12 protein-coding genes, 1 rRNA gene and 1 riboswitch are annotated in these 16,793 nt (G+C 69.5%); of the genes, 10 read left to right on the top strand and 3 right to left on the bottom strand.

Going from position 1 to position 16,793, the window contains the following annotated elements; translation table 11 throughout:
- Nucleotides 1-4: 4 nt before the first annotated feature.
- Together BJY14_RS15515 and BJY14_RS46535 are read right to left on the bottom strand one after the other, a co-directional pair.
- The gene (locus BJY14_RS15515) at nt 5-601 is read right to left on the bottom strand and encodes a PadR family transcriptional regulator (protein WP_179844255.1); all 597 of its coding nucleotides are present in this window, start codon (nt 599-601) and stop codon (nt 5-7) included.
- Between the two features lie 185 nt (nt 602-786).
- A complete protein-coding gene (locus tag BJY14_RS46535) occupies nt 787-2,859 on the bottom strand; it encodes a serine/threonine-protein kinase (protein ID WP_179844254.1) in 2,073 nt (690 codons plus the stop codon).
- Between the two features lie 52 nt (nt 2,860-2,911).
- On the opposite strand from BJY14_RS46535, the gene BJY14_RS15505 reads away from it, so the two are divergent.
- Together BJY14_RS15505 and BJY14_RS15500 are read left to right on the top strand one after the other, a co-directional pair.
- On the top strand, nt 2,912-3,463 hold the full coding sequence (locus tag BJY14_RS15505; RefSeq protein ID WP_089313869.1) for an RNA polymerase sigma factor: 552 nt from the start codon (nt 2,912-2,914) through the stop codon (nt 3,461-3,463).
- Between the two features lie 87 nt (nt 3,464-3,550).
- A complete protein-coding gene (locus BJY14_RS15500) occupies nt 3,551-4,576 on the top strand; it encodes a sulfotransferase family protein (RefSeq protein ID WP_246395924.1) in 1,026 nt (341 codons plus the stop codon).
- A gap of 271 nt (nt 4,577-4,847) precedes the next feature.
- On the opposite strand, the gene BJY14_RS15495 is transcribed toward BJY14_RS15500, so the two are convergent.
- Nucleotides 4,848-6,341 (bottom strand): alpha,alpha-trehalose-phosphate synthase (UDP-forming), encoded by a 1,494-nt coding sequence (locus tag BJY14_RS15495; RefSeq protein ID WP_179844253.1) that lies wholly within the window; start codon nt 6,339-6,341, stop codon nt 4,848-4,850.
- A gap of 120 nt (nt 6,342-6,461) precedes the next feature.
- Here BJY14_RS15495 and BJY14_RS15490 point away from each other — a divergent pair, with 120 nt between their 5' ends.
- The 8 genes from BJY14_RS15490 (at nt 6,462) to BJY14_RS15455 (ending at nt 16,619) form a co-directional block, all read left to right on the top strand.
- Entirely contained in the window at nt 6,462-7,397 is a 936-nt protein-coding gene (locus BJY14_RS15490) for a cation diffusion facilitator family transporter (protein WP_179844252.1), read from the top strand.
- A gap of 172 nt (nt 7,398-7,569) precedes the next feature.
- Nucleotides 7,570-7,710, top strand: a riboswitch (SAM riboswitch).
- Nucleotides 7,711-7,726: 16 nt separating this feature from the next.
- Nucleotides 7,727-8,971: a threonine synthase gene (thrC, locus tag BJY14_RS15485; RefSeq protein WP_179844251.1), complete on the top strand. Its 1,245-nt coding sequence runs from the start codon at nt 7,727-7,729 to the stop codon at nt 8,969-8,971.
- Nucleotides 8,972-8,986: 15 nt separating this feature from the next.
- The gene (locus BJY14_RS15480) at nt 8,987-9,265 is read left to right on the top strand and encodes a MoaD/ThiS family protein (protein WP_179844250.1); all 279 of its coding nucleotides are present in this window, start codon (nt 8,987-8,989) and stop codon (nt 9,263-9,265) included.
- Nucleotides 9,266-9,563: 298 nt separating this feature from the next.
- The gene (locus BJY14_RS15475; RefSeq protein WP_179844249.1) at nt 9,564-10,583 is read left to right on the top strand and encodes a hypothetical protein; all 1,020 of its coding nucleotides are present in this window, start codon (nt 9,564-9,566) and stop codon (nt 10,581-10,583) included.
- Between the two features lie 777 nt (nt 10,584-11,360).
- On the top strand, nt 11,361-12,989 hold the full coding sequence (gene groL, locus BJY14_RS15470) for a chaperonin GroEL (RefSeq protein WP_179844248.1): 1,629 nt from the start codon (nt 11,361-11,363) through the stop codon (nt 12,987-12,989).
- Between the two features lie 395 nt (nt 12,990-13,384).
- Nucleotides 13,385-13,975, top strand: coding sequence for a phospholipid scramblase-related protein (locus BJY14_RS15465; protein ID WP_179844247.1), 591 nt, complete (start codon nt 13,385-13,387; stop codon nt 13,973-13,975).
- Between the two features lie 63 nt (nt 13,976-14,038).
- Nucleotides 14,039-14,395, top strand: a complete 357-nt coding sequence (locus BJY14_RS15460) for a hypothetical protein (protein ID WP_179844246.1) — start codon at nt 14,039-14,041, stop codon at nt 14,393-14,395.
- 704 nt (nt 14,396-15,099) lie between these two features.
- Nucleotides 15,100-16,619: ribosomal RNA gene (locus BJY14_RS15455) — 16S ribosomal RNA — on the top strand.
- The last annotated feature ends 174 nt before the right edge of the window (nt 16,620-16,793 follow it).

The following is a 16,793-nucleotide window of genomic DNA, read 5'->3' as shown; positions in this document are numbered from 1 at the left end:
AGGCTCACTCGGCTTCGGGGTCATCGGCGAGGATCCCGTAGAGGCGGCGGCGGGCGTCGTTGACCACGTCCAGCGCGCGCGCCTTCTGCGCCTCGCTGCCCACGGCCATCACCTGCTGCAGGGCCCCCATCAGCTGGCCGACGGCCTCGCGTCCGCGCAGGACGTTCTCCCCGGCCGCCTCGGTGACCTCGTCCCAGGGGGCGGTGGTCTGCGCCGACGCCTCCTCGCGGCCGGTGTCGGTGAGGGAGAACAGCCTCTTGCCGCCCTGCTCCTCGCTGCTGACCAGGCCCTCGTCCTCCAGCATCTGGAGCGTCGGGTAGACCGAGCCGGGGCTCGGCCGCCAGACGCCGCCGGTGCGGCCGTCCAGCTCCTGGATCATCTCGTAGCCGTGCATCGCCCGCTCGGCGAGCAGGGCGAGCAGCGCCGCGCGGACGTTGCCGCGCCTGGTGCGCCGTCCGCGTCCACCGCGTCCGCGATGGCCGGGGCCGAAGCCGGGTCCGCCGGGTCCGCCGGGACCCCACGGGCCGAACGGGTCGCCGCGGCGCCCCCGCTCCTTGGGGCCCATGAAGCCGCCGCGCCTTCTCATCGTGTGCTCGTGCATCGCGGTCTCCTTCTCATGTTGATCGGTTGCGATGCTTCGACGATATATCGCTAACATGTCGCGATGCAACAACTGTGACGCACATCACTGCGAGGCATGCCCGCGCGGAACGGAACGAGGCGCGGAGCGGGTGGCCGCTCCGCGCCTCGACGCGCGGTCTTCGTGGTACCGGTCCGGGCCCGGGATCAGGGGCCGGTGACCTTCAGGTTGTCCAGGATGTCCTTGGTGGCGTCGCGGGCGTCGGTCTCCTTGACGCGGATCCACAGCCCGAACTTGCCGGACTTGTCCTTGAGGCCGACCTCGGTGACCGACGGCGTTCCGTTCTTGCACGCGGTGAAGCGCGTGATCGTCCCGCTGAGGGCGCCGTCCGGCGTGGTGTAGTTCTCCGGGGCGGCCTTCGTGCACTGCGGGTGGACGGCGGCGCCCGGCGGCGGGAGCTGCCCGGCGCGCAGGTCGGTGGTCACACCGACGAACACTCCGGGGGCCTTGCCGTTGCCGAGGAACGCGGCCTTGTCGGGCGTCGCGCGCAGCACCGGCCGGGGCTGCCCGTCGGTGAGGCCGACGGTGGACGGCGTCCACGTCTGCTGCTGCTCCTGCTTCGGCCACGCCTTCGGCACCGCGACCTTGATCTTGCCCGAGGCGTCGGCGACCGCGACGAAGTCCTTGGGGACCGCCGCCTTCTTGTCCTTGCCGTCCTTCCCGCCCTTGCCGTCGTCGCCGGAGAACATCATGCCGAGCGTCAGCCCGCCGACCACCGCGACCGCCAGCACGACCGCCGTGATGATCAGCGGCGTGACGAACTTCTTCGGCGCGCCGCCGCCCCGCGGCCCGCCCTGCCCGCCGCCCTGGACCGGCCCCGGCGGAGGAGGCTGGAAACCGGTCGGCGAGGGCCCGTAGGGCTGCTGACCGCCGGGGCCCATCTGCTGCTGCATCGGAGCGCCCTGCGGAGCGCTGTTCTGCGGCTGCTGGGTCGGGAACACGGTCGTCTTGTCGTCCTGCGGCTGCGCTTGCGGCTGCGCTTGCGGCGGGGGCTGGTAGGCGATCGTCCGGTCTTTGTCGTTGTCCGGGGTCGTGGGGCTCTCCACCTGGCTGAACGGGGCGGAGCGCCCGCCGGGACGGTCGACGACCGTCACCTCCTCGGACGACGGACCGGGCGGGACGCGCATCTCGGACGTGTGGAGGTCGTCCTCGCCGGGCTGGTCGAAACGCGTGCGCATGTCCGGCGGGGCGCCCTGGCCCGCCGCCGCGGCCGCCGGGGCAGGGCCGGGCTGCTGCACCGGAGGGGGCTGCTGCGCGGGAGGGGACTGCCGCTTGACCTGGGCGCCCTCGCGGTAGAAGTCCTGGACGGTCGCGTCCGCGTCGATCTGCGGCTCGGGCGGCGCGGGCACCGCCTGGACGGGCGCCGGCGCGGCCTGCGGCGGCGCGGCTTGCGGCGATGCGGCCTGCGGCGGCGCTGCCTGCGCGGACGTCGGACGCAGCGTGGACAGCGCCTCGGCGAACGCCTCGGCGGTCGGCCACCGCTTCTCCCGCTCGACCTCCAGCGCCCGAAGGACCACCTGGTCGAACGCCGGGGGCAGGCCCTCGCGCAGCTCGCTCGGCGCCTTCTTGACCGGAGCCGGGCCCGGTGCCCGTCCGGCGAGCATGTGGTACGTCAGCGCGCCGAGCCCGTACACGTCGGCGCGGATGTCGAGCCCGCCGCCGAACCGCGCCTGCTCGGGCGACATGTATCCGGGCGTGCCGACCGGGAGGGTGAACGCGCCCGACGCGTGCGCGAGCGCCTTGGCGAGGCCGAGGTCGGCGATGAGCAGCTTCTCGCCGCCGTCCGGCGTCGACTGGAAGAGCACGTTGGACGGCTTCAGGTCGCGGTGGATGACGCCCAGCGTGTTGATCACCTCGACGCCGTAGGCGATCTGCTCGGCGAGCGCCACCGCCTCACTGACCGGAAGTGGCCGCTCACGCATGCGATCGCCGAGCGTCCCGCGGTCCGCGTACGACATCACGAAGTAGGGGCGCCCGTCGGGGAGCTCGCCGATGTCGTGGACGCGGACGAGGCGCTCGGAGTCGGCACGGCGCAGAATCCGGGCTTCCTCGAGGAACCTGTTGCGCACGTCCAGATCGTCGATCAGGCTGCCGTTCAGGACTTTTATCGCGACCTGGGACTCGAGGGCGTCGTCGTGCCCCAGCCATACAGAGGCGAACGCCCCCGAACCCAGGACGCGATCGATCCGGTAACGGCCTACTGATGGTGGGAAAGACACTCCCGTATCATCCCAACAACGGGGTGAGCGCGCGAACGAGCATTGAGGCGGCATGGCATTCGACGAGAGGACCGAGGAGCTGGCGGTCAAGGCCGCACAGGGTGACCAGGGCGCCCTGAACGAGCTCCTCCGCAAGATCGAGCCGGACGTGCTGCGGCACAGCTCCCGGTTCCTGCCCTGCCGGCAGGACGCCGAGGAGGCGTGCCAGGACGCGTTGCTCCAGGTCGCGCGGAACATCCACCGGTTCGAGGGCCGGTCGCGGTTCAGCACCTGGCTGCACGTCGTGGTCGCCAACTCCGCCCGCTCCACCTACCGGTCGCTGAAGCGCCGCTCGGTCGAGCAGGCGGGCGAGCTTCCGCAGCAGCGCCCCGACCCGCGCCGGACGAGCGTCATCGCCGGCTCCCGGGTCGACATCCTGGACGCCATGGAGGATCTGGAGGCCCGCAAGCCCGACCTCATCCAGGCCCTCGTGCTGCGGGACGTCTCGCAGCTGGAGTACGCGGAGATCGCCGAGCAGCTCAAGCTCCCGCTCGGCACGGTCAAGTCCCGCATCCACGAGGCGCGCAAGCAGGTGAGGCAGACGCTCGGGGAGTCCTACACCTGACCCGCCGGCCAAGGGTGGGTAATCGGACGGTAACAGTGGGTGCAGAACCCGGGTCCTGAACTGGGCTTCTGCACCAGCATGCGGTGCATGCCACCAGGACCGGCCCTCCGCCACGATCGTCCGATCTTCATTTTCGGCTGCCCCCGTTCGGGCACGACGCTGCTGCGGCTGATGCTCCACTCGCACGCCCGCATCGCGATCCCGGCGGAGACCCGGTTCGTGCTGCCCGCCTATACGGCGAGGTGCGACTACGGTGACCTCAACGACAGCAAGAACAGACGGATGCTCGCGGAGTGGATCGTCGGGGAGCGGTCCACCAAGGTGCGGGCGCTCGGCATGGACGCCGACGGGCTCATCGAGGAGATCGCCGACGGCCCGCCGACGCTCGGCTCGGCGATCGGCATCGTCTTCCGCGCCTATGCCCGCCTGCACGGCAAGCCGCGCTGGGGCGACAAGCGCCCGAGCTACTCCCAGCACGTCGGCGCGCTGTTGCGGATGTTTCCCGACGCCCAGTTCGTGCATCTCGTCCGGGACGGCCGCGACTGCGTCGCGTCGCTGATGGAGATGCCCTGGTTCGACGCCGACATCCACCACGCCGTGTCCGCCTGGCGGGAGACGATCGACCGCGGCCGCCGGCTCGCCGAGCGCCTCGGCCCCGACTCCTACTACGAGCTGCAGTACGAGCGGCTCGTCGCCGACCCCACCGACGAGCTGACCCGGCTCTGCGGCTTCCTCGGGGAGGACTTCGACCCCGAGATGATCCACCCGGAGGGCCTCGCGAAGCGGATCGTCCCGACGAGCAAGAAGTGGCACGGACGCACGCGCGACGCCGTCACCACGAACCGCGTCGGCTCGTGGGCCGAGCGCCTCGACGCCTGGGAGATCAGCCTTGCCGAGGCCGCGTTCGGCGAGCGTCTCGCCGAGTACGGCTACGAGCCCAGCGGCCTGCCGAAGCCGTCCGCGGCCCAGCTCGCGCGCTTCACCCGCACCGCCGCCCACCGCCGCATGGCGCAGAGCAAGGCCGCGCTGCGCGAGCGCTGGAGGCAGCACCACGAGCCGAACCCCGTCGAGTGCCACCTCGCCACCGAGCGGTCCACCAGCACCGCCCCCTGACCGGACCCGCGGCCCCCCCCGCAGAGCAGCACACCGCTCCCTCACCACGAGAATTAGGGCCTGTCTCGAAGTCGCCTCGCCACGCACGCGAACGCGTGACCTGCCCGGTGGAGCGAAGCCGGAGGCGAGCTGCACCGGGCAGATCGCGAAGCGATGCCGCGTTTGCCCAGGCCAGGTCGCGTAGCGAGCCGCCAGGCGAGCGAAGCGGGCCGGGACTGTTGAAACACAGCCGCCAGGCGAGCGAAGTGGGCCGGGACTGTGAAAATACGACCTAGTCCAGTGCGGCGAGCTGGTCGGCGAACCAGCGTTGCGGGGGCAGGGCGGTCGCGGCGTCGGCGAGGCGGGCGCAGCGCTCGGCCCGCCGGGCGCGCGGCATGAGCAGGGCCTGGCGCAGGGCCTCGGCCGTCTGCGACACGTCGTAGGGGTTGACCATCAGCGCGTCCTCGGAGAGTTCCGCGGCCGCGCCCGCCTCTCGCGACAGCACGAGCGCGCAGCCGTGCCGCGACAGGACGGGCCCCTCCTTCGCGACCAGGTTCATCCCGTCCCGGATCGGGTTGACGAGCAGGACGTCGGCCAGGCCGTAGGCGGCGAGGGAGCGCGGGTAGTCGTCGTTCACCTGGAGGATCAGCGGGTCCCAGTCGGCCGTGCCGAACTCGTCGGTGATCTGCTCGGCCATGCGGCGGACGGCCTCGGTGTACTCCCGGTACTCGGGCAGGTCGTAGCGGGACGGGTAGGCGAACGCCAGGTGCACGACGCGGCCGCGCAGCTCGGGATGGTTGACGAGCAGTTCCCGGTACGCGGCGAGCCCGCGCACGATGTTCTTGGACAGCTCCGTCCGGTCGATCCGCACGATGAGCTGGCGGTCGCCCACCTGCTCGCGCAGTGCCTGGGCCCGTTCGACGACGTCCTGCTCGGCGGCCCGCCGGCGCAGTGCCGTCCCGTCCACGCCGAGACCGTGCACGCCCACGCGCGTGGTGTGACCCGAGCAGGAGACGGTGCGGGCCGCGCGGTCGACGCGGGCGCCCGGCAGCAGCTCGCAGCAGTCCAGGAAGGCCGACGCCCACCGCTCGGTGAGGAAGCCGGCGTGGTCGGCGCCGAGGATACCGAGAAGGACCTGCGCGCCGATGTCGTCCGGGAGCAGCCTGAAGTACTCCGGCGGCGCCCAGGGGGTATGGGAGAAGTGCACGATCTTCAGGTCGGGACGCCGGTCGCGCAGCATCCGCGGGGCCAGCGACAGGTGGTAGTCCTGGACCGCGGCCTTCGCGCCCTGGGCGGCGTCCCGCGCGAGCGCGTCCGCGAAGGCCGCGTTGTACGCCTCGTAGGACTGCCAGTCGCGCCGGGAGCGGGCGTCGAAGTGCGGGCTGCGCGGTGTGTCGTACAACAGGTGGTGGACGAACCACAGCGTCGAGTTGGCGACGCCGTTGTAGGCGCGGTCGAACGTGGCCGCCGGGATGTCGAGCATCCGCACCGCGGCCCCGCCGGTCTCGTATCCGGCGAGGTCGAGACGTCCGTCCGGGGAACGGCGCGCGGCCGTGCGGTCGGCCTCGCCGAGGCTCGCGCACACCCAGAGAACGTCCGCGTCGCCGCCGGTCGGTGCCCGCTCCGTCCCGGCCGGGCGCGGCGGGCCCGGGTCGCGCGGGGCGCCCGTCACGGCGGCAAGGCCCGACACGAGTCCGCCGCCGCCGCGCCGCATGGTGAGCTCGCCGTCCTCCGACAGCGAGAACGACACCGGCCCCCGGTTCGAGGCCACCAGCACTTGGCTCATAGGGGAAGGGTCTCAGTTGCGGCGCGGGCGCATCACAGTGACCCGCGAGGTGACCGGCATCGCCCGCGCTTCTGTCCGTTCCGCCCGGTTAGTCATCCGCCCTGGGGGTATCCGGCGGCAATGAGCAAGTCCGAGACGACGAAAACGGTGCTCGTCGCCGGTGCAGCGAACCTCATCCTCGCGATCACGAAGCTGTTCGCCGGCCTGCTGGCCGGGTCCAGCGCGATGCTCGCGGAGAGCGCGCACTCGGTGGCGGACACCCTCAACCAGGGCTTTCTCTACACCTCGATCCGGCGCAGCGAGCGGCCCCCCGACCGGCACCACCCCTTCGGATACGGCAACGAGCGGTACGTGTGGTCGCTGCTCGCAGCGTTCGGCATCTTCGTGGCCGGCGCCGGGTTCTCGATCTTCGAGGGCGTCCTGACCATGACCGGCCACGGCGGCGGCGGGACGACGGTGTGGCTCGCCTACGCCGTCCTCGGCCTCGGCGCGGTGCTGGAGGGGGCGTCCTGGATCCGCGCCTTCTACCAGGCGAAGAAGGAGACGCGCGACAGCGACCGCGACCTCGTCGAGCACGTCCGCAAGTCGCCCGACGTGACGTTCAAGACCGCGCTGTTCGAGGACACCGCGGCGATGGTCGGCCTCGCCCTCGCCGCCGGCGGGCTCGCGATGCGCCAGATCACCGGCTCGGAGTTCTGGGACGGGCTCGCGTCCGCCCTCATCGGAGTGCTCCTGGTCGTGCTCGCCTTCTCGATCGGCCGGGAGAGCATGGGCCTGCTCATCGGCCGGGCGGCCGACCCCGCCGAGCAGCGCAGGATCCGCGCCGAGATCTGCTCCGCGCCCGGCGTGACCGGCGTGGACGAGCTGCTCACCATGCACTTCGGCCCCGAGCAGATCCTCGTCGCGGCGAAGGTGCACTTCTCCGACGACATCAGCGCCGACGAGGCCGAGGACGTCGCCGGCGAGATCGACCGGCGGCTCCGCGAGAGCGTCCCGACCGTCCGCCACGTGTTCCTCGATCCGACCCAGCGGGTGATCAAGACCACCGCCGGGTAACGTCTCACTCGCTGGACCCACCTGTCTGGCATCCGGTCAGTTGATGTAAAGTCACGCATACGAGCTCAAAGCGCTCGTGATCGACAACTTCATAACGCTCATCCAGAGGGGTGCAGGGAGCACAGTGGCCGACGGGCCGGTCTTCCAGCTCAGCCCTCACACAACTTCATAACGCTCATCCAGAGGGGTGGAGGGACCGGCCCTGCGAAGCCCCGGCAACCACCCGGCTGCGGCGCGTCGCGATCCTGCGAGGCCGGCCGGGAGATGGTGCCAACTCCGGCCTGCGACCAAGGTGGCGCAGGGAAGATGGGGAGAAAGGCCTCGCCCTCATGGCACTCACGCCTGCCACAGACCTCGGACCGGCTACCGCTCTCGTCTGCCGCGAATGCGGCTCTACTCGCGATCTCGGGCCCTTCTACGCCTGCGAGGAGTGTTTCGGCCCACTGGAGATCGCCTACGACTTCGACGGCGTCACCCGGGAGGCCATCGAGTCCGGGCCGCGCAACATCTGGCGGTACCGCGGGCTGCTGCCCGTCCCGCCGAACGTCGCCGACACCCCGAACACCGAGCCGGGCCTGACCCGCCTCGTCCGCGCCGACAACCTCGCGGAGAGCCTCGGCCTGCAGAGCCTGTGGGTGAAGGACGACAGCGGCAACCCGACCCACTCGTTCAAGGACCGCGTCGTCGCCGTCGCGCTCGCCGCCGCCCGCGAGCTGGGGTTCAAGGTGCTGGCCTGCCCGTCCACCGGGAACCTCGCCAACGCCGTCGCCGCCGCGGCGGCCCGCGCCGGGATCCGCAGCGCGGTGTTCGTCCCGTCGAACCTGGAGTCCCAGAAGATCATCACGACGGCCGTGTACGGCGGGACGTTCGTGACGGTCGACGGCAACTACGACGACGTCAACCGGCTCGCGTCCGAGATCGCCGGTGAGCAGGAGGACTGGGCGTTCGTCAACGTCAACGTCCGCCCCTACTACGCCGAGGGCTCCAAGACGCTCGGCTACGAGATCGCCGAGCAGCTCGGGTGGCGGCTGCCGGACCAGATCGTCGTGCCGGTCGCGTCCGGCTCCCAGCTCACCAAGATCGACAAGGCGTTCCAGGAGCTGATCAAGCTGGGGCTGGTCGAGGACCGGCCGTACCGCGTCTTCGGCGCGCAGGCCGCCGGGTGCGACCCGGTCGCCGCCGCGTTCAAGGCGGGCCACGACGTCGTCCGCCCGGTGAAGCCCGACACGATCGCCAAGTCCCTCGCCATCGGCAACCCCGCCGACGGCCCCTACGTCCTGGACGTCGCCCGCCGCACCGGTGGCGCCGTCGAGGACGTCACCGACGAGCAGGTCGTCGAGGGCATCCGGCTCCTGGCCCGCACCGAGGGCATCTTCGGCGAGACGGCCGGCGGCGTCACCGTCGCGACCCTCCGCAAGCTCGTCGAGGCCGGCACCCTCGACCCGGGCGCCGAGACCGTGATCATCAACTCCGGGGACGGCCTGAAGACCCTGGACGCCGTCGCCCCGGTCGTCGCGCCGTCGGCGAACATCGCCCCGTCCCTGGAGGCGTTCCGCGCCGCGGGCCTCGCCTGAGAACGAAGGAGCAGCATGAGCAGCGTGTCCGTCCGTATCCCGACGATCCTGCGGACCTACACCGGTGGCGAGTCCGAGGTGAAGGCCGAGGGCGCGACCCTGCGCGCGGTCGTCGCCGACCTCGAGGCCAGCTACTCCGGCATCTCCGGCCGCATCCTCGACGACGCCGGCAAGATCCGCCGTTTCGTGAACGTCTATGTCGGTGACGAGGACGTCCGGTTCGCCGAGGGCCTCGACACCCCGACGCCCGAAGGCGCCCAGATCTCGATCATCCCCGCGGTGGCGGGCGGCTGACGCCCGTCTCGTCCCGCAAGCCCCGGCACGTCCACCGTGCCGGGGCTTTTCCTTTCAGATCTGGCCGATTCCCCATTCTCTGGAACGCCAATGGCCCGGTGGATACCGGATTGGGTGACTGTTCTTCCCGTCCGGCTAAACGGGCATGGAGAAACCTTTAGCGAGCGCCAGTTTCGCGGCTTCGATCTTGATCACCGCCACTCCGTCACTTGGGTTTCTCGCTGGCCGCGCCCTGGAAGATTGATCCCGGAGTGGCGTTCCCTGGAGCGCCGATCGGCATACGAGAGTGAGGAAAGGCATGAAGCGCATTTTGCGCACGATGGCCGTGACCGGGATAACGATGGGAGCGGCCGTCCTCGCGGCTCCCTCGGCCATGGCCGACATCAACTTCTACGCGGTGGAGAAGGCGTACGTGGGGCACAACGGCCCCACGTACATCAGTGAGAAGGGTCCGGGCGACCTGATCTACACCGACATCACCAAGTCGCCCAAGGCGGCGCCGGTGATCGGGAACAAGCCGGTGAAGACCGGTGACATCACCACGAAACTCCACGGCGGGAAGCACAACACGGCCGTGACCGGCGTCGAGGGCTCCGAGCAGGAGGCCACCAAGGTCGCCCTCGCCAAGGCCGCCGAGCACGAGGCCGCCGAGCAGCAGGCTGCTCCCCAGCAGGCCGCTCCTCAGCAGGAGTCTCTGCAGGCCGCCCCGGAGCAGGGCGCCCAGCAGGCCGCTCCGCAGCAGGACGCGCAGCAGGCCGCGCCCGAGCAGGGTGCCGAGCAGGCCGCTCCGCAGCAGGGCGAGCAGCAGGCTGCTCCCCAGCAGGAGGCCCAGCCGAACGCCCCGCAGCAGGACGCGGAGCAGGCCGCTCCTCAGCAGGACGCGCAGCAGGCCGCCCCGGAGCAGGGTGCCGAGCAGGCTGCTCCGCAGCAGGACGCGCAGCAGGCCGCGCCGGAGCAGGGTGCCGAGCAGGCCGCCCCGCAGCAGGAGGCTCAGCCGAACGCGCCGGAGCAGCAGCAGGCCGACGCCAACGCCCCGCAGGCCGGGCAGCGGCTGGCCACCACGGGGGACCACCCCAAGCCGGTGCACATCCACGCGGTCGAGAAGTCGATCGTCGGCCAGAACGGCCCCGTCGCCAACAGCGAGAACGGCTCGGGCGACGCGATCTTCACGAACCTCAGCGGATCGCCCCGCTCGAACGTCTACGCCGGCAACAGCGCGACGATGACCGGTCCGATCAGCACCAAGCTCCACGGCGGCAAGCACAACACCGTGATCAACGCGGTCGCGGGCCCCGAGCAGGAGTCCACCAAGAAGTGAACCGCGGCTCATAGCAGAGCACCGCAGCACCACGGCCGCTCCGGCCCGGTCACGCATCGAAGCCGGAGCGGCCGCCCAATGTCCGGACCCGTTTGCGGCGGCCCTTTGCCCGGGAGCGAAAGAACATCCTCACCATTCGCCACACTCCGCAGAAGCGGCCCACCGGGCCGTGGTGACCCCGGTGCATCGGGCCGCCGCAAACGCCGCCGCATCGACTGGACCGGCACCGAAGATCCGTGTCGAACATGCGCCGCGAAAACGGCGGCGCGGGCAGTCGTCGGTTCGATGGCGGCCGGCATGGGCGGCGCGCCGGCACGGGCCCTCACCGGGTGGTGAGAACTCGGTAGCCTCCTGGCCCCCCGTCCGCCCTCCCCTTCCCCCGGCCCGGCGTCGGCCGGATGACGGCCTCGTGAACACCCCCGACGGGCGACCGGCCCGCTACGCCACCGGCGAATTTCGGGCCGGCCCGTGCCACGTGAGGCGCGCCCACCGGCCCGCCGCGAGAGAACTTCCTGGACGTCCCGCCGCTGGTCAGGGCGGGGCAGGGCGGCTGAGGGAGACACCCGTGGGCGAGGATGTGTGGCGCTTGCACTCGACGGGGTAGAGTGCTAAACAAACATTGGCACTCTGCTGTGGAGAGTGACAACTTCACACAGTCATGGGTCGGGGCGATGAGGCCTCAGGCCGGCGGCGGAATGGAAGTCGTCGGCGGGGCCGTCCGTCGCGGGCGTCGGCTCGATCCGTCTAAGCCACCTTGTTCCGGGAGGACTGGAGCCTATGGCTGCAAAGATGATCGCGTTCGACGAGGAGGCCCGTCGCGGTCTCGAGCGCGGCATGAACCAGCTCGCCGACGCCGTGAAGGTGACCCTTGGTCCCAAGGGCCGCAACGTCGTGCTGGAGAAGAAGTGGGGCGCTCCCACGATCACCAACGACGGTGTGTCGATCGCCAAGGAGATCGAGCTCGAGGACCCGTGGGAGAAGATCGGCGCGGAGCTCGTCAAGGAAGTAGCCAAGAAGACCGACGACGTCGCGGGTGACGGCACCACCACCGCCACCGTGCTGGCCCAGGCGCTGGTGCGCGAGGGTCTGCGCAACGTGGCCGCCGGTGCGAACCCGATGTCGCTCAAGCGCGGCATCGAGGCCGCCGTCGAGCGGGTGAGCGAGGAGCTGTCCAAGCTCGCCAAGGACGTGGAGACCAAGGAGCAGATCGCCTCCACGGCCTCCATCTCCGCGGGCGACCCGCAGATCGGCGAGATGATCGCCGAGGCGATGGACAAGGTCGGCAAGGAAGGCGTGATCACGGTCGAGGAGAGCCAGACCTTCGGTCTGGAGCTCGAGCTGACCGAGGGCATGCGCTTCGACAAGGGCTACATCTCGCACTACTTCGTGACCGACCCCGAGCGGATGGAGGCGGTCCTCGAGGACCCGTACATCCTGATCGTTCAGGGCAAGGCGTCGGCGAACAAGGACCTGCTGCCCGTCCTCGAGGGCGTCATGCAGTCCGGCAAGCCGCTGCTGATCATCGCGGAGGACGTCGAGGGCGAGGCCCTGGCCACCCTGGTCGTCAACAAGATCCGCGGGATCTTCAAGTCCGTGGCCGTGAAGGCCCCGGGCTTCGGCGACCGCCGCAAGGCCATGCTGGGCGACATCGCCACGCTGACCGGCGGCCAGGTCATCAGCGAGGACGTGGGTCTCAAGCTGGAGAACACCACGACCGAGATGCTGGGCCGCGCCCGCAAGGTCGTCATCACCAAGGACGAGACCACCATCGTGGACGGCGCCGGTGACGCCAACGAGATCGCGGGACGGGTCAACCAGATCCGCACCGAGATCGACAACACCGACTCCGACTACGACCGCGAGAAGCTCCAGGAGCGCCTGGCCAAGCTCGCGGGCGGTGTCGCGGTCATCAAGGCCGGCGCCGCGACGGAGGTCGAGCTCAAGGAGCGCAAGCACCGCATCGAGGACGCCGTCCGCAACGCCAAGGCCGCGGTCGAGGAGGGCATCGTCCCCGGCGGTGGCGTGGCGCTGCTGCAGGCCGGCACCAAGGCGTTCGACAAGCTGGAGCTGTCGGGCGACGAGGCCACCGGTGCGAACATCGTCAAGCGCGCTCTCGAGGAGCCGCTGAAGCAGATCGCCGTGAACGCCGGCCTCGAGGGCGGCGTCGTGGTGGAGCGGGTCCGCAACCTGACCCCGGGTGAGGGCCTGAACGCCGCCACCGGCGAGTACGTCAACATGTTCGAGTCGGGCATCCTCGACCCGGCCAAGGTGACCCGGTCCGCGCTGCAGAACGCCTCGTCGATCGCCGCGCTGTTCCTGACCACCGAGGCCGTCATCGCCGAGAAGCCCGAGAAGAACCCGGCCCCGGCGGGCGGCATGCCCGACGCCGGCGGCATGGACTTCTGAGCGAGTCCGCGGTACGCACTTCCGAGTGCATGTGAAAGGGGCGGTTCCTTCGGGGGCCGCCCCTTTCCGCGTCCGTGGGGCCCCGTCCGGGCGAGGCGGTGCGCGACGGGGCGCCAGGGAAGCGGGCGGAGATGGCCGCGCGGATGCTCGGTGGCCGCCGGGCCGAAAGAAGATTGTTTCTCGTACGGCCACCTCGGGCCGCGCCGGTGCAGGTCAGTGAGCCCGGCGCGGGCGCGGTGGTTCCGGTGGGCGGAGACGGGCGCGCAAAGAGCTTCCCCTGCGGCCCGGTGCTTGGCAGGATCGCCGGTTGGAAGGCGCGCCGCCCGAGGGTGCGGGCGCCGGCAAGGTGAACAAAGAGGCGGGTCGCCGATGCGGCCGATGAGGCAGGAGAACACGTGAGCGAAGTGTTCAGCTCCCCGGTGCTCAGGGTCGAACAGCCTCGCAGGGGACCGTTCGCCAAGTCGCGGTACAAGGTGCTGGACGAGGGCGGGACCGTCGTCGCCATCGCGGCGCCGACCGACGACCAGGGCGGTGCCGCGGTCATGCGCGGCCTGTTCCCCGGCAAGTCGAACCTCGACGCCCGCGCCGTCCTGCTGACGACCCCCGACGGCGACCCCCTGTACGTCGTGGACAAGCAGAGCGGCCGGGAGTACACCGAGATCCTCCGGCCGGACGGAGAGCGCGTCGGCTCCTTCGTCACCGAGAGGGTCGGCCGCCGCTACGTCGTCTACGACGACGACGGGACGCTCATCGGCACGGTCGACGTCGACGTGCCGCGCAACAACTTCGAGGTGAAGGACGCCGACGGCGGCAAGGTGGCGCACGTCCGCAAGAAGTGGGCGGGCCTCGCCACCCATCTGCTCACGACGGCCGACCGGTACGCGGTGGAGATCTCCGATCCCGTCCGGGAACCGCTGCGGACGATGGCGGTCATGACGGCCATCGTCATGGACATGAACCTGCACGAGGCCAAAGAGATCACCTGACCGGCCCGGCGGTCGCCCCATGGAGGGGTTCCCGGTTCCCGCGAGGCGAGGTACGTTCCGGTCGTGCAGGCCATGTCCGGGCGTCCGAACGGCTGGTGGATCTCGCCGGCGATCCCGACGATCGCGAACTGCGCGCTGGCCGTCCTCTGGGTCTTCTCGGCCCTCGGCGGGTGGGGCGACGCCGCCTTCTGCGGTGAGGGAGAGGGCCGCGACCCGGGATGCGGGGACGGATTCGAGGACGCCGTGCGGCTCTCGGCACCCGTGGCCGTCCTCGCCGCGGCCGTCGCCGTGACCGCCTGGTCGATGCCCGGGGTCCGGCGCAGGCCCTCCCGGCTGGACGTCACCCTCACGGTCGCGGCCTTCGTCTGGGTGATCGCAGAAGGGGTGCTGTTCGTCGGCGGATACCTGGCCAAGCCCTGAGGCGCGCCGAACGGTCGGCGTTGCCGGAAAGAAACCTCGGCCGAGTGAATGCGATGTTCGAGCGGTGCGAGCGGGGCGGACCAGGACAAAACCCGAGGTAGGTCGGATGCCGGGGCGGCTCCGACCGGGCGGAACGAGCGCGCCGGCGCCATTGACACGCGCGAGCCGGTTTGACGTCACCCCGTGTTGGGCATACTGTTCACTTCGCCCCACGGGAGTGCGGGACGCCTCACGGCGGCCGGCCCGGGGGGAACCATCCTCGACCAGCAGACGCGGCCTCGTCGCGCCCGCATAGTTGTGATGGGTCGGAAAGGTTCGATTTGACAATCGGGCCGGATCTGATGAAATAGCACCACCGCCGGAAAGGGACCGCGCAAGCGGAACCGGAATGGCGTATCGGAAAAGCCCGGAATTGACAGTCCGGGCGGACCTGATAAAGTAAGTCGAGTCGCCCCGGAGCGGGAAACGCGAAAGCGGATCCAGCGCGGTGGGTGTCCGTTTCTTGAGAACTCAACAGCGTGTTAAAAGCCAGTGCCTTTATCGGCTCGGTCATTGATTGGCCGGGTCGCCCCGTGCCGCCCTGCTTTGTGGGGTGGTGGGGATTTCTTTGAGGCAATGCCGTCCCCTTTGTGGGGATGGTGATGCTGGGATTGTTTCCTGAGGTTTGGCTGGTCGGGGTTCGCCCCCTGGCTGGTCGTTGGACCTTGATGGAGAGTTTGATCCTGGCTCAGGACGAACGCTGGCGGCGTGCTTAACACATGCAAGTCGAGCGGAAAGGCCCCTTCGGGGGTACTCGAGCGGCGAACGGGTGAGTAACACGTGAGCAACCTGCCCCTGACTCTGGGATAAGCCCGGGAAACTGGGTCTAATACCGGATATAACCACTGGTCTCATGATCGGGTGGTGGAAAGTTTTTCGGTTGGGGATGGGCTCGCGGCCTATCAGCTTGTTGGTGGGGTGATGGCCTACCAAGGCGACGACGGGTAACCGGCCTGAGAGGGCGACCGGTCACACTGGGACTGAGACACGGCCCAGACTCCTACGGGAGGCAGCAGTGGGGAATATTGCGCAATGGGCGGAAGCCTGACGCAGCGACGCCGCGTGAGGGATGACGGCCTTCGGGTTGTAAACCTCTTTCAGCAGGGACGAAGCTAACGTGACGGTACCTGCAGAAGAAGCGCCGGCTAACTACGTGCCAGCAGCCGCGGTAATACGTAGGGCGCAAGCGTTGTCCGGAATTATTGGGCGTAAAGAGCTCGTAGGCGGTTTGTCGCGTCTGTCGTGAAAGCCCACGGCTTAACCGTGGGTCTGCGGTGGATACGGGCAGACTAGAGGCAGGTAGGGGAGAATGGAATTCCCGGTGTAGCGGTGAAATGCGCAGATATCGGGAGGAACACCGGTGGCGAAGGCGGTTCTCTGGGCCTGTACTGACGCTGAGGAGCGAAAGCGTGGGGAGCGAACAGGATTAGATACCCTGGTAGTCCACGCCGTAAACGTTGGGCGCTAGGTGTGGGGTCCTTCCACGGATTCCGCGCCGCAGCTAACGCATTAAGCGCCCCGCCTGGGGAGTACGGCCGCAAGGCTAAAACTCAAAGGAATTGACGGGGGCCCGCACAAGCGGCGGAGCATGTTGCTTAATTCGACGCAACGCGAAGAACCTTACCAAGGCTTGACATCGCCGGAAAACCATCAGAGATGGTGGGTCCTTTTGGGCCGGTGACAGGTGGTGCATGGCTGTCGTCAGCTCGTGTCGTGAGATGTTGGGTTAAGTCCCGCAACGAGCGCAACCCTCGTTCCATGTTGCCAGCACTTCGGGTGGGGACTCATGGGAGACCGCCGGGGTCAACTCGGAGGAAGGTGGGGATGACGTCAAGTCATCATGCCCCTTATGTCTTGGGCTGCAAACATGCTACAATGGCCGGTACAGAGGGCTGCGATACCGTGAGGTGGAGCGAATCCCTTAAAGCCGGTCTCAGTTCGGATCGAAGTCTGCAACTCGACTTCGTGAAGTCGGAGTCGCTAGTAATCGCAGATCAGCAACGCTGCGGTGAATACGTTCCCGGGCCTTGTACACACCGCCCGTCACGTCACGAAAGTCGGCAACACCCGAAGCCCGTGGCCCAACCACCTTGTGTGGGGGGAGCGGTCGAAGGTGGGGCCGGCGATTGGGACGAAGTCGTAACAAGGTAGCCGTACCGGAAGGTGCGGCTGGATCACCTCCTTTCTAAGGAGCACCAACTGGCCCGCGTTGACCTTGGGATCTCTCCGGAGCTCCTGGGTGCGCAGGTCGGTGGCCGCCGTTGACAGCGAGTGTCTGTCAGGTGGCTGCTCATAGATGTGGAGCACTGGCTACTCAGCTCACCGCGTGTGTGAGCCGGCAAGTACCGTCCTTCGGTTT

The organism is Actinomadura luteofluorescens, from assembly GCF_013409365.1.
GTDB classification, from domain to species: Bacteria; Actinomycetota; Actinomycetes; order Streptosporangiales; family Streptosporangiaceae; genus Spirillospora; species Spirillospora luteofluorescens.
This window is presented reverse-complemented; position numbering and strand designations above follow the sequence as displayed.